The organism is Dyella sp. (assembly GCF_036568765.1).
GTDB lineage: Bacteria > Pseudomonadota > Gammaproteobacteria > Xanthomonadales > Rhodanobacteraceae > GSA-30.
In genome coordinates, this window is sequence record NZ_DATCRY010000231.1 from 1 (window position 1) to 12,290 (window position 12,290).

The 12,290-nt window shown below is 62.8% G+C and carries 14 protein-coding genes; 7 read left to right on the forward strand and 7 right to left on the reverse strand.

What is annotated here, in order from left to right; genetic code table 11:
- The 7 genes from VIM98_RS15790 to VIM98_RS15820 form a co-directional block, all read right to left on the reverse strand.
- The coding region (locus VIM98_RS15790; RefSeq protein WP_331994066.1) for a S8 family peptidase at nucleotides 1-1,004 on the reverse strand (1,004 nt) is incomplete at its 3' end.
- Nucleotides 1,001-1,630, reverse strand: coding sequence for a zf-HC2 domain-containing protein (locus tag VIM98_RS15795; RefSeq protein ID WP_331994067.1), 630 nt, complete (start codon nucleotides 1,628-1,630; stop codon nucleotides 1,001-1,003). The genes VIM98_RS15795 and VIM98_RS15790, both read right to left, overlap by 4 nt.
- Nucleotides 1,627-2,211, reverse strand: coding sequence for an RNA polymerase sigma factor (locus VIM98_RS15800; protein WP_331994068.1), 585 nt, complete (start codon nucleotides 2,209-2,211; stop codon nucleotides 1,627-1,629). Before VIM98_RS15800 ends, VIM98_RS15795 begins: the two co-directional genes overlap by 4 nt.
- Before the next feature lie 78 nt (nucleotides 2,212-2,289).
- A complete protein-coding gene (locus VIM98_RS15805) occupies nucleotides 2,290-3,015 on the reverse strand; it encodes a hypothetical protein (RefSeq protein ID WP_331994069.1) in 726 nt (241 codons plus the stop codon).
- Nucleotides 3,016-3,199: 184 nt separating this feature from the next.
- Nucleotides 3,200-3,595: a c-type cytochrome gene (locus VIM98_RS15810; protein WP_331994078.1), complete on the reverse strand. Its 396-nt coding sequence runs from the start codon at nucleotides 3,593-3,595 to the stop codon at nucleotides 3,200-3,202.
- Between the two features lie 29 nt (nucleotides 3,596-3,624).
- Nucleotides 3,625-4,935 (reverse strand): cytochrome C, encoded by a 1,311-nt coding sequence (locus VIM98_RS15815; protein WP_331994079.1) that lies wholly within the window; start codon nucleotides 4,933-4,935, stop codon nucleotides 3,625-3,627.
- Nucleotides 4,936-5,033: 98 nt separating this feature from the next.
- Nucleotides 5,034-5,606 carry a cytochrome b gene (locus VIM98_RS15820; protein WP_331994070.1) on the reverse strand — a complete coding sequence of 191 codons (573 nt, stop codon included), beginning with the start codon at nucleotides 5,604-5,606 and terminating at the stop codon, nucleotides 5,034-5,036.
- A 292-nt stretch (nucleotides 5,607-5,898) separates the two neighbouring features.
- Between VIM98_RS15820 and VIM98_RS15825 the strand changes: the two genes are divergently transcribed.
- From VIM98_RS15825 to VIM98_RS15855, 7 genes are read left to right on the forward strand one after another with little or no spacing between them, the layout of a single operon-like run.
- Nucleotides 5,899-6,330, forward strand: coding sequence for an FdtA/QdtA family cupin domain-containing protein (locus tag VIM98_RS15825; RefSeq protein ID WP_331994071.1), 432 nt, complete (start codon nucleotides 5,899-5,901; stop codon nucleotides 6,328-6,330).
- Nucleotides 6,315-6,980: an acetyltransferase gene (locus tag VIM98_RS15830; protein WP_331994072.1), complete on the forward strand. Its 666-nt coding sequence runs from the start codon at nucleotides 6,315-6,317 to the stop codon at nucleotides 6,978-6,980. Before VIM98_RS15825 ends, VIM98_RS15830 begins: the two co-directional genes overlap by 16 nt.
- A gap of 10 nt (nucleotides 6,981-6,990) precedes the next feature.
- Nucleotides 6,991-7,938 (forward strand): hypothetical protein, encoded by a 948-nt coding sequence (locus VIM98_RS15835; protein WP_331994073.1) that lies wholly within the window; start codon nucleotides 6,991-6,993, stop codon nucleotides 7,936-7,938.
- The gene (locus VIM98_RS15840; protein ID WP_331994074.1) at nucleotides 7,925-8,857 is read left to right on the forward strand and encodes a GNAT family N-acetyltransferase; all 933 of its coding nucleotides are present in this window, start codon (nucleotides 7,925-7,927) and stop codon (nucleotides 8,855-8,857) included. Before VIM98_RS15835 ends, VIM98_RS15840 begins: the two co-directional genes overlap by 14 nt.
- Entirely contained in the window at nucleotides 8,857-9,960 is a 1,104-nt protein-coding gene (locus VIM98_RS15845) for a DegT/DnrJ/EryC1/StrS family aminotransferase (RefSeq protein ID WP_331994075.1), read from the forward strand. Before VIM98_RS15840 ends, VIM98_RS15845 begins: the two co-directional genes overlap by 1 nt.
- 4 nt (nucleotides 9,961-9,964) lie before the next feature.
- Nucleotides 9,965-11,215: an O-antigen translocase gene (locus VIM98_RS15850; protein WP_331994076.1), complete on the forward strand. Its 1,251-nt coding sequence runs from the start codon at nucleotides 9,965-9,967 to the stop codon at nucleotides 11,213-11,215.
- Between the two features lie 2 nt (nucleotides 11,216-11,217).
- Complete coding sequence (locus VIM98_RS15855; RefSeq protein WP_331994077.1) at nucleotides 11,218-12,150, forward strand: glycosyltransferase family 2 protein; 933 nt, start codon at nucleotides 11,218-11,220, stop codon at nucleotides 12,148-12,150.
- Nucleotides 12,151-12,290: the final 140 nt, after the last annotated feature.

Genomic DNA, 12,290 nt, shown 5'->3' on the forward strand with positions numbered 1-12,290 from the left:
CCGCCGTTATTGCCTTCCGGCGGCATCGCCGCAATGACGATGCGCCCATCGCTGAGCAACTGCGCCAATAGTCGGTTGAGCAATGGATCGGTCGGTCCGCCCAGGCTCAAATTGACGATCCGCGCATCGGTATCGATCACTGCGGCCAATGCCTTGGCCAGCGTAAACGAATTACAGCGCGCGCCGCCGTTGTCCGCGACAGTCGGATACCAGCAGGCTTTGTAGACATTCAGCAGAGCTTTCGGTGCTATGCCGACAATGCCCTGATGATTGTCGCCGATGGCCGCGATGATACCGGCGACTTCCGTGCCATGGTGGTCGTGGTTGAACGCAGCGGCATCGTCATCGACTTCATTGCGCTGATCGCGCACGCGTCCTTTCAGATCGGGATGCTGAGTGTCGACGCCGGTATCGACGATCGCCACGCGTACGCCATCGCCCTGGCTCAGCGCGTGGGCTTCGGCGGCCTCGGTCTCGACGAAGCCGCGCTGCAGGTCCGCATACGGATCGTTGTAGCGATGTGGCGTCAGTGCCTGGGCGCCGGGTGTCTTGTCGGCGTAAACCGAGTAATCCTGCAGCGGCTGGGCCAGTTGAACACGCTTGTCCGCGGCCAGGGCTTTAAGCAAAGCATCGCGATCGGTACCGGGCGGCGGCTCCAGCACAATGCAATAGAGATTCAGGGTCTTGATGGGCCAGCCGGCCAGCTCGCGCCAGCCATAGCGCCGCTGCATCTCGGCCAGCACCGACACCGCGTTCTGGCCGGCGGCGTAATTGCGCGACGGGGCATAGCCAAGCAGGCTGGAGCCGGCATGCGTGGCCACGGGCTGCAGCGGATTGGTTACCGCCAGCACGATGTCGCGCTTGGGATCCATCGCGGCGACATCGCTGCTGCGCACTTCGTCAGTCGTGTCGGCATGGCTGTTCGACGGCAGGGTTGGCGACGGCGCACAGGCACTGAGCGCCGCCGCGGCGACGAATGCAAGCACAAGTACGCCGAACCTCATGGTGTTGCGGCGACCGGTTCTGCCAGGCGAATGCCTCGGGTTGCGCGCAATTGCTGCAAGGCCTGCGGCGCGGCCGCACCTACCGGTACCACCGTATAGGCACCGACATCGTTAGGACCGCCGACCACCTGTAAGTGCAGGTGACGCAGCAAGGTGTTCCAGTCGGCCAGTTTCATCGTCTCGTCGGGCACTACGTGAATCGCGCCGGCGGGCATTGGCAAGGTATCCTGGCTCAGGGTGCGATACGGCGAGCCGGCATCCTGCGACCACAGCCGCAGGCCCAGAAAACCGATGCCGAGCGCTTGCACCAGGACCGCTGCGACCAGCGCGCGCGTCAGCCAGCCGCCAGCGCGCACGCGCCGCGGCGCCTCCTCGATCTGGGGGTTATCCAGGCGGGCGTACAAGCGCTTGAGCCCGACGGCCGGGTCGAGCTGGATGTCGGTGGGCAAGGACATCGCCAGACGCAATCGACTTTGTTGCGCGAACTCCTCACTGCAGGAGGGACATTCGGCAAGATGGTTGTGCAGCCACTGACCTTGCTCGGCCGGAGCGCTGTCTTGCAGTACCCACGGCATGGCCTCCCAGGCTCGGGCGCAGTCCCTGTTGGAATCCTTCGGGAACGTCATGACACGCTCTCTTTGTGCATGGACGACTCGCCGGCCAGGGCCGGCAGCACATTGCGCAGCTTCACCCGGGCATGAAACAGGCGCGCCTTCACCGTCCCGACCGGGCACTGCATGATAACGGCAACGTCGTCCAGGGTATGGCCGACGCCATAAACCAGTTCGACCACCACACGCTGGTCCGCCGACAGGCGGTCCAGGCCCTTGCCGAGCCAATCGCGTAATTCGCGGTCCTCGTCCGGATCGTGCGAGCCGCCGCGTTCGTCGCCCATGGCGTCGTCTTCCACCGGCTCGTCGCCGTGCTGGCGCAAGGCTTTCAGGCCGCACCGGTAGGCAATGCCCATGATCCAGGTCGAAACGCGCGAATCCCCGTGGAAACCGCTGGCCTTCTGCCAGGCGATCCAGAAGCAATCGTTGATCACTTCCTCGATCACGTCGGGGCGGCGGGTCAACCGGGACAGGAAGCGGCAAAGCCGGCCGTGATAGCTGCGGTACAGCACTGCCAGCGCATCGCGGTCGCCGGCCGACATGCGCTGGAGCAGCATGCGGTCGGTAGCGTCGGCATCGATATCGGCGTCGGTCATGGCTATAAAGGGTGTGGGCGCCCGGGGTTGGGCGACCCCGGTAAGTGCCGGACTGAAGCGAAAAGGTTGCGCGGAGTCTCAGAACGACCAGGCTGCCGTGGCCAGCCACGACGAGGCCGCCAGCTCGCCCCAGTGCCGACGAAAGGAAGGGTCCGTTGCCACCCGGCTGAGTTCCACCCGCCAGGGGCCTTGGCTCCATGACAGGCCGGCGTGGCCGTAGCCATAGAAACCGACATGGTCGTAGCGGGCTGTGGGCCGATAGGATGCGATGACGTATTCGGCCGTACCGACGCCGGCCGACACCGAAACGTTCCAGGCCAGCGGCCAGCGCGCGTTAAGATCGAGGGCCGGTCGCAGCCGCTGTTCTTTCGCTCCGATCGCATAGATACCCGAGACTCCTAACGACAGTATGTCCCTGTATATCCAGGTGACGGCCGCTTCGGTTCGATCGTAGACGCGGGCATGGGCAGGGCCGGCATAGTGGTAGTAGAACAGGCTGGTCTGCATTTGCCAGTCATTGGACAACGACCACGAGCGCGCCACCTGCGCCAGGCTTTCGGCCAGGCGTGGCGAGTCCAGCTCGGAGCCGCCAGCCACGCCGAATGTCCAGCCCTTGGGGGAGGTCCAGTTGATTGCAGCCTGTATCGTCGGCCGCGCCGGCGTGATGGCGATGCCACGGTCGGCCAGCTGCGAGGCCAGTGCGACCTCGCCGCCAAAGCCGGAGGCCGACTGGGCCTGGGCCGGCTCGAGCAGGCAGGCGGCAGACCCTCCCAGCAAGGCGAGTGCGAGGCACCTGGCCATCATCGGTCCGGCGCTCCCGAAGACGCCGACGCCGGACCGCGACGGATAAGTCGCGGCCCGGCGCAGTAAATGGCCGGCGGATGGCAGGAGCGTACGCGCAACATCAGGTCATCACGGCTTCCAGGTGTTGCTCGGTTCCACGGGACGATGGCTTATGACACCCGATCCGCGAGGCAAAAGAAACCACTTAGTGCACGGTACTCAAATAGCTTATTAAGTCGTCGAGCTGTTTGGCATCGTCCAGCCCGTCGTACTTCATCTTGGTGCCGGGGTTGGCCTGTTTGGCCGGTTGTGACAGGTAGCTGTGCAGTTTATCGGTAGTCCACGTCCAATGGGCCTGCTTGAGCGCATCGGAATACTGATAATCGGCGATACTGCCGGCCGGGCGGTTGACGATGCCGAACAGGCTCGGCCCCTTTTTGTTCTTGCCTTCCTTGATGCTATGGCATTCGGCGCATTCGGATTTGAACACATCCGAGCCGGCACTCGCATCGCCGGCATGGGCCGGCGCGAAGTGCATCCCTGCGGACAAACCTGCCACGGCGGCCAGGCAGCGCAACGCCTGCCGCTTTGTTGACTTGATCACGCTGAAGACTCCTGTTCGCTTTTTAATCAGAACGCCAGGCTGGCAGAAACAGAGAACGAGTTGAGATCCCTGGCATTGGTCACCGGCAGCCCGGGTGGCGCATTGAAGATGTTGTCGCTCACGCCGTTGAACTTGGTGAAGCGGAACCAGGAGGCGGCAAGCTTCAAATTGGCCAGCGAAGTGAACGAACCGTCCCGGCCGAAGGGTGTCCAGAACAGGGTGATCAGGTTGGCCGTGGTGTCCGGGTTGCCGTAAGGGGTGAACCTCACCGCATCGCGCGAACCTGTGCTCACCAAGTGGGCCACGGTGAGGCCGTAGCTTTGCTTGAACGTATAGGTCGCGCTCAGGGTCTGGTCATGCACCGCACCGCGCTGGAGCGAGGTCTGGCCGGGCACCGTCGGGCTGGCAAATACGCTGCCGTAACGGCGTCGCTCGAGAATGTTTACATAGGCCAACTGCACGATGTGCTCGCGATTGCCCAGGTACTGATAAGTCAGGTCGTAGCCCAGGTCGGTGATGTCGTCGCTGGGGCTGTTGCGCGGCAATTGGCGTTTTGTGGTCAGCCCGACCACGCCAGCGGAGAAGAACTGCCGCTTCATGTCCTTCATATACGCAAGACGCAGATAAGCGGTATCGCTGAGTCGTCCCGGATCGCTGCCAATGGTGTAGCCAAGGCGATCTTGCAGCGAGGTGGGCAAGGAGCGGAAGCTGCCGATCTCGCCGTACCAGTTCTTGTCGTAAAGGCCGTAAACGCTCGCGCCGATTACGTGATTGGCGAGCGAATTGGGGCTGCCCGGATTGAGCAGGGTACCGGTCACGCCCGTCGGACCGAGATGGGTGGCGGCCGGCAGTGCGGCGATCGGATCGGATTGGCTGGGACTGTTGTTGACGCTCACGCCCAGCAGGAACTCCTTCTCGTTGAGCTTGAGCTCCTTGGCTACGTAGCGCAGGTCCAGCGCGCTCAGCCGCGTATTGTACGTATTGTTGTGACCCGCATAGTCTGCCTCGACCTTCACGAAGCCGCCGACCTGTTCGGTCAGTCGCCCCGCCAGATACAAGTCGGCTTCGCTCAGGGCCGTCGTGCTATTGCCGCGCGCCGGTGCAGAGTGCGTTTCGGTCAATTGCCCGGACACGGGAATCTTCACGCCGTTACCGTCCGTGTCGGTAAATCCGTTGAGCTTGAAGCGCATGCCATAGGGTGTCAGTGCCGGGCCATAAGCGCCGGCATGGCAATCCGCGCAAGCGGAGCCGGTCTGCCGGGCAAATGCCGGAATGGCCTGGGCGCCCGTGCTGGCCAGGAGTAGCGAAAGCGCCGTCAGGGCGTACCACAGCAGCATCTGCCCGGGCCGGCGCGGGGTACGTCGGTGCAGAAAGGACAACATGGAATCTCCTTGTTTCGACAGGGGCTTACAGTCAATGGCGCGTTGTGCCGGCATCAGCGCCGACGCCGGGGCAGCATCAGTCGCAACACGCCGTCGCGAAGAACGAAGTGGTGCCAAAGCGCCGCGCCGATGTGCAGCGAAACCAGCACAAGTAGCGCCCATGCGGCGTCCTGGTGCCACGCGATCAGGCTATCGGCCAGGTCTTCGTCGGCACCGACCAGTGCGGGCAGCGTCAGGCCGAACAGGTGCACGGGCTTATCCAACGCATTGCTCAGCGCCCAACCGAGTAGAGGCAGCGCGAACAGCAACCCGTAAAGCGCGATATGCGTGGCGCCGGCGGCCATACGCATCGGCGCGGATAGACGATTGTCCGAGGGCAGTCTGCCCACCCGCAGGCGCACCCATACGCGTGCGACAAACAGCATCAACACGAACAGGCCAAAGTGGCGATGACCTTCCAGCAGCCACTGTCGAAGCGCACGTCCGGAGACCTCGTCGCGGGTCAGGATGAAAGCGGCGGCCAGCACCACGCAAAGCACGGTGAGCCAATGCAGGGCCACGACCTTGCGCGGTCGCCTCGGCAGCTCGTCCGTAGCGGTCGGCTCGGGAGCGAGGCTTGCCGCCATGCCATTGCTCCCCTGGGACGTGTCGTTCTGAAATTCCATACCGAGAGTTGCCTTTTTATAAGCGTCGCCTTGGGTCGTACCGATAAGTGCTTCCCCGTGTACCGCCCCCGCTGTGCAGAGCGGTCATGCGCTGGGCGGGCGCATCGATATGCCGGTGAGTGCCGGCAATACGGAGAAAGGTTGCGCCCGAAGGGGCAACAGCTTTCCTGGCAGCGGACGCAACCTTTTGCCGACGGCACGGCACTTAACCGAAAAGAGTGGTATCGCCGTCACCCAAGCCCGGCCGGAATCCATGGAAATCGAACGCGTCCAGTTGCAGAAGCACGGCGATCATCGCGGCATGCTCATTGCCTTGGAGGAGGAGAAGAACGTCCCGTTCCCGATCCGACGCGTGTATTACCTGTTTGCCACGCAGCAGGGTGTGCATCGCGGACAGCATGCGCACCGTCATCTCAATCAACTGGCAGTGGCGGTACGGGGCTCGGTCACCTTCCTGCTGGACGATGGTACCGGCCCGGTGGAAGCGGTGCTCAACGACCCCTCTCAAGGCTTGCTGCTTGGCCGCATGGTGTGGCGAGAGCTCTATGATTTCACCGACGACTGCGTGTTGATGGTATTGGCCGATCATCCGTACGACGCGGCCGATTACATCACCGATTACGATGAGTTCCTGCGCGAAGTCGGCGGCTACCCGCGGGATGCGGCAGCATGGCAACGCCGCTAGTGCTCATCGGCGCGGGCGAGTTCGCGCAGATCGCCCGCGAATACTTCCAGCACGACAGCGACTACGAGGTTGTCGGCTTCAGCGTGGAACGCGCCTATATCGAAGCGCCGACACTGGCCGGACTGCCGGTCGTTCCGTACGAAGCGCTCGAATCGTATTACCCGCCCGACGAGGTCAGTGCATATGTAGCCATTCCGTCCAGCCAGCTCAATCGGCTGCGCACGCGCTTTTATCTCGATGCCAAGCGCCGCGGCTATCGTCTGGCCAGCTATGTCAGCTCGCGTGCCTTTGTCTGGCGCAACGCCGAGATAGGCGAAAACAGCTTCATCTTCGAAGGTAACGTGATCCAGCCATTTGTAAGCATCGGCAACAACTGCATTTTGTGGAGCGGCAATCATGTCGGTCACCGCACCGTGTTCGAGGACCACGTCTTTGTTGCCTCGCATGCCGTCATCTCCGGCTATTGCCGGATCGGCGAAAGCAGCTTTCTCGGCGTCAACAGTACATTCAACGATCGGGTGACGGTGGCGCGCGACAACGTGATCGGCTCGGGCGCACTGGTCGTTCGCGACACCGAGCCCGGTCGGGTCTATGTCGGCGCGCCGGCGCGCGCGGTGCCGGACCGCTCCAGCTTCGACATCAAGACCTGAGCGCGCCGACATGTTTGCCTGGCGCAAGAGGGGGCTGATCTTCGATGTGGCGCGGCAGGGCGTCGGTGGCTGGATGCGCCATTCGGCGCTCACACCCACGCCGTATCGTCTCGACGACGAGCACATCCGGATCTATGCGGGTTTTCGCGACAGCGAGGGCATCAGCCGTATCGGGTACGTCGATGTCAGCGCTGAAGAGCCCACGCGGGTGGTGGGCGTCAGTCCCGAGCCAGTGTTGGATATCGGCCGCCCCGGTTGCTTCGACGATCATGGCGTGATCCTTGGCGATATCGTCGACGCGCCTGGCGGACTGCATATGTTCTATGTCGGCTTCCAGCGCGTGGCGCGTGCCAAGTTCCTCGCGTTTACGGGGTTGGCTCTCTCCATCGATGGCGGCCGCCGCTTCCGGCGCGTGCAGGAGACGCCGATTCTCGACCGTGCGCCAGGGCGGAGCACGATCGCGGCCGTGCATACGGCCATCCACGAGAACGATGGCTGGCGCTTGTGGTACGCCGTCGGCGACGACTGGGAAACCATCGATGGCCGGCCCTTTCCGCGATATCACATTCGCCATGCATACGCTCGGGATCTGCTGGCCATACCACGCCAGGATGCCGTCTGCTTGCGGCCACGCGGTACCGAATACCGTATCGGCCGGCCGCGCGTTTATCGTTTCGACGACCGCTACACCATGTATTTCACCCGCGGTAACACCGACGGCCAATATTTTCCCGGTATCGCCTATAGCGACGATGGCGTGCACTGGGAACGCCACGACGATGCGTTGGGCATGGCCCTGTCCGACAGCGGTTGGGATTCGAAGGTGATCTGTTATCCGTCGCTGATCCGTCAACGCAATCGGCTGCTGATGTTCTACAACGGCAACGACATGGGTGTAGACGGTTTCGGCCTGGCCGAAGCGTCATGGGCCGAGAGTGAATTGCATGCTGTCGCTTAGGCCTTACACCCTCGCCGACGCGAGCACCTGGAACAGGCTGGTTGCGCGCTCGCGCAACGGTAACATGCTGCATTTGCGCGACTACATGGACTATCACGCCGAGCGGTTCACCGACTGCTCGCTGATCGTCGAACGCCGCGGCGAGCCGGTCGCCGTGTTCCCGGCTAATATTGTCGATGGACAAGTGACTAGCCATGCAGGCCTTACCTATGCCGGCCTGATTGCATCGCCGGCACTGCGCGCCGAAGCGACACTGGAAGCCTTCGAGCGTATCGGCGAGCACTATCGCGGACTGGGCGCCAACCGCCTCGTGTACAAGGCGATACCGCATGTCTTTCACGCTTATCCGGCGGAAGAAGACTTGTATGCCCTGCACCGTGTGGGCGCGCGCATAACCCGCCGCGATCTCTCGTCGGTAATCGCGCTGCGCGAACTCGATCGTTTTCCGGCGGAGCGCAAGTACACGCCAGGCAAGGCGCTCAAAGCGGGCATCGACTATGGCAGCGGCAGCGATCCGGCACAGTTTCATGCACTACTGACATCCGTGCTGCGTCGGCATGAAGCCGTGCCGACACATAGCGTGGCCGAGCTGCGTTTGCTGCAATCGCGCTTCCCCGACCGGATCGTGTTGCACGAAGCACGTTGTGGCGACAGCTTGCTGGCCGGCACCCTGGTCTACGATTTCGGTCGCACGGTGCATACCCAATACATGGCCGTATCCGACGAGGGGCGGCAGCTCGACGCGCTAAGTCTGTTGCTGGCCGAGCTGATCGGTCATGTCTATGCGGACCGCACTTGGTTCAGTTTCGGAATATCCACTTCGCATCAAGGTGCCGTGCTCAACAGTGGCTTGGCTGCACAAAAAGAATATTTCGGCGGGCGCGCGGTCGTGCACGATTTCTACGAGTGGAAGCTGTGATGGACGTGCCGTTCCTCGATCTGAAATGCATCAACGCGCGCCATGCCGACGAGCTCAAAGCGGCGGCAGCGAGAGTGATCGACTCAGGCTGGTACGTGCTCGGCGAGGAAGTCGCCGCATTCGAGCGTGAATTCGCCGCTTATTGCGGTGTGCGCCATGTTCTTGGCGTAGGCAACGGCCTGGATGCGCTTGCGCTCATTCTGCGCGGTTACAAGGAACTGGGTGTCCTGGCCGAAGGCGACGAAGTCATCGTGCCCGCCAATACCTTCATCGCCAGCTTTCTCGCCGTCAGTGAGAATCGCTTGGTGCCGGTGCCCGTCGAACCGGACCTCGCCAGCTTCAATCTCGATCCGGTGAGGGTAGAGGCGGCCATCGGTCCTCGTACGCGCGCCATCATGGCCGTGCATCTCTATGGCCAACTGGCCGATATGTCGGCGCTGGCGGCACTGGCGGAGCGATATGGCCTATTGCTGATCGAAGATGCCGCGCAGGCCCATGGCGCGATGCGCGACGGCCGCAAGGCCGGCGCTTTCGGCAACGCGGCAGCCTTCAGCTTCTTTCCTGGCAAGAACCTTGGGGCGCTTGGCGACGGCGGTGCCGTGGCGACGTCCGACGCCCTGCTGGCGGAGCATATCGCGGCACTGCGCAACTATGGATCGGCGGTGAAATACCGGCATCTTTACCAGGGCACCAACTCGCGCCTGGACGAGATGCAGGCGGCGCTGCTGCGGGTCAAGCTGAAGTACCTGGACGAAGAAACCGCGCATCGTCGCCACATTGCAGGCGCTTATCGCGAGCGAATCGAACATCCGCAATTGCTGCTGCCATCGACGCCGCGCGAAGAGCAGCATGTATGGCATTTGTTTGTGCTGCGTTGTGCGCGACGCGACGCGCTGCAACAGCACCTGCGCGCGCGCGGCGTCCATAGCCAGGTGCATTACCCGGTGCCGCCGCATCGGCAACCGGCGTACCCCGGCCTGCAAGGCCTTGCGTTGCCATTGACCGAGCGACTGCACGAGGAAGTCTTGAGCCTGCCGATCGGCCCAACGCTCGACGATGCAGCCATCGATTGCGTCATCGATGCCTGCCGCGGGTTTGTCTGAGCACATGAATATCGTCCGTGCCAGTCTCTACAGCGCCATCGCCACTGCCGCGCGGCTGCTTGCCGGCCTGGTGATGATCAAGCTGGTCGCCTGGTTCGCTGGCCCTGAAGGCGTCGGCAAGCTGGGTCAGTTCATGAGCCTGATGTCGCTCCTGGCCGTGTTGGCCGGCGGAGGCATCAGCGCGGGCGTAGTCAAGTACGTTGCCGAATACCGCGACGATCCGCAGCGCCTGGCAAGGTTGCTGGCCGCCGCATTGTCGTATGCATTGTGCGCAGCCTGTCTTATGGCCCTGGTCGCCTTGCTGCTGAGCCACCAGGTAGCGTTGTGGCTGCTCGGCGACAGCCGCTACGAGAGCCTGATACGCATCCTTGCCGTGGCTCAGCTGGCCATCGCGATGGCCAACTACATTCTCGCCGTCATCAATGGTTTCATGGATGTGCGCCGGCTGGCTTTGATCCAGGTCGTCGGGTCCTTGCTAAGCATGGTCGCGGCGGTGTGGTTGTCGCAATGGCTGCATTTGTACGGTGCACTGCTTGCACTGGTGCTTGGCCAGGTGTTCAGCCTGCTGATCGGTCTGCCGGCCTGGTGGCGCAGTCCTTACTTCCGCCGCAGCATGCTGCGGCTGCGCTTCGATCGCGAGATGACTTTCCGGTTGGCAGCCTTCTCGGTGATGACGCTCACGTCGGCGCTGTTGCCGCCGCTGATCAATATCGCCGTGCGCGATCACCTGGCGGGTCGCTTTGGCTGGGAGCAGGTCGGCTACTGGCAGGCGGTGAGCAAGGTCTCGGATGCGTATCTGCTGTTTCTCACCACCGCGATCAATATCTATTACCTGCCCAAGCTGGCCGCGACGCACGAACGCGCTTCGCTGGTGGCCGAGTTCAAGCGCGCCTATCGCTATCTGCTGCCGGTCGTCGCTTTGCTGGCTGCCGGGGTTTACCTGTGCCGCGACTGGGTCACACGACTTCTGTTCAGCGCGGACTTCACCGCAGCCAACCCTCTGTACGGCCCGCAATTGATCGGCGACGTGATCAAGATCGCGGCTTTCGTCTTGTCATATCTGATGCTGGCCAAGGCTATGACGCGGCTGTTCGTGATCTCCGAGTGTGTATTCGCGTTGAGCTATCTGGCGCTGGTCTATCTCTTCACGGCGTATTTCGGCCTGGTCGGCGCGGTCTACGCCTTTGCTGTGAATTATCTCCTCTATCTGACGTTCAACATCGCGGTGGCGCGACGTTATCTGGGGGCGTTATGACGATGAACGACAGGCGGGGCGACGCGCTGCCGCTGGTTTCCGTGTTGATCCCGGCGTTCAACCACGAACTGTTTGTGGAACGCTGCCTCGATAGCGTGCTGGAAGACGCTTATCCGGCGAAGGAAATCGTCATCATCGACGATGGTTCGCGCGACCGCACTGCCGAACTCATCGCGGCCTGGATCGCACGGCATGGCGACGAAGTGCCTGTCGAGTTCGTCCGGCGCGGTAATAAAGGCGTCAGCGCGACCTTGAACGAACTGGCGGCGCGGGCGCGCGGCGAGTACCTGCGCCTGGGCGCCAGCGACGATTATTTCCTGCCCGGCGGCCTGCATGCCCAGGTGCGCTATTTGTTGGCGAACCCCTGCAAGGGCGCGGTCATCGGCGATTCGATCGTGATCGATCGCGAAGGCAACAAGCTGCACGACAGCGGTATGTGCGACTTGCACGGTGCCGATAAAAGCCTGTATCGCTCCGACGAAGGCATCCGCCGTGCGGTGATCAGTCAATGGGCGATCGGCGGCCCGGTGGCGCTGGTGCGCAAGAACGCCTTGGAGACCGCACGCTGGACCGAAGGCCTGCGCATTGACGACTGGGATTTTTTCCTGCGTCTGGCTTCGCGTGACGCGCTCGGTTTCATCGACGTGCCGGTTTGCGCCTATCGCTTGCACGACACCAACCTGAGCAAGACCCGGCACACTGCCACGCGTGTGGTGAACCTGATCGAGTCGCAACGGGTGGCGATGCGTCGCCTCAGTCTGTTCGAGGGGCCATACCGAACCCTGCTCAAGGCACAATCGCACTATATCGGTGCGAAGATCTCGTTCCTGCAACGGCAGCTGTGGCCGCTGACCCTGCATATGACGGTCTACTTGTCGCTCGCGCTGTTGTCCAAAGCGCGACTGACCGCGCACGGCGGCCCGGGATCGGCATGAAACATTGGTTGCGCCGGCCATCGACATACCTCGCCTTGCCCTTGCTGGCGGCCTGTGGGCTGACCGCGCTTACCTACGACCTGCCGCCAGGTTATGCCGGCGGGCTCGGCCTGTTGGTGTCCGCAGCGCTGGGCTTGTGG

Coding starts and splice junctions, on each gene's coding strand:
- VIM98_RS15795 (WP_331994067.1), bottom strand. CDS start 1,630: ATGACGTTCCCGAAGGATTCCAACAGGGACTGCGCCCGAGCCTGGGAG.
- VIM98_RS15800 (WP_331994068.1), bottom strand. CDS start 2,211: ATGACCGACGCCGATATCGATGCCGACGCTACCGACCGCATGCTGCTC.
- VIM98_RS15805 (WP_331994069.1), bottom strand. CDS start 3,015: ATGATGGCCAGGTGCCTCGCACTCGCCTTGCTGGGAGGGTCTGCCGCC.
- VIM98_RS15815 (WP_331994079.1), bottom strand. CDS start 4,935: ATGCTGCTGTGGTACGCCCTGACGGCGCTTTCGCTACTCCTGGCCAGC.
- VIM98_RS15820 (WP_331994070.1), bottom strand. CDS start 5,606: ATGGCGGCAAGCCTCGCTCCCGAGCCGACCGCTACGGACGAGCTGCCG.
- VIM98_RS15825 (WP_331994071.1), top strand. CDS start 5,899: ATGGAAATCGAACGCGTCCAGTTGCAGAAGCACGGCGATCATCGCGGC.
- VIM98_RS15830 (WP_331994072.1), top strand. CDS start 6,315: ATGGCAACGCCGCTAGTGCTCATCGGCGCGGGCGAGTTCGCGCAGATC.
- VIM98_RS15835 (WP_331994073.1), top strand. CDS start 6,991: ATGTTTGCCTGGCGCAAGAGGGGGCTGATCTTCGATGTGGCGCGGCAG.
- VIM98_RS15840 (WP_331994074.1), top strand. CDS start 7,925: ATGCTGTCGCTTAGGCCTTACACCCTCGCCGACGCGAGCACCTGGAAC.
- VIM98_RS15845 (WP_331994075.1), top strand. CDS start 8,857: ATGGACGTGCCGTTCCTCGATCTGAAATGCATCAACGCGCGCCATGCC.
- VIM98_RS15850 (WP_331994076.1), top strand. CDS start 9,965: ATGAATATCGTCCGTGCCAGTCTCTACAGCGCCATCGCCACTGCCGCG.
- VIM98_RS15855 (WP_331994077.1), top strand. CDS start 11,218: ATGAACGACAGGCGGGGCGACGCGCTGCCGCTGGTTTCCGTGTTGATC.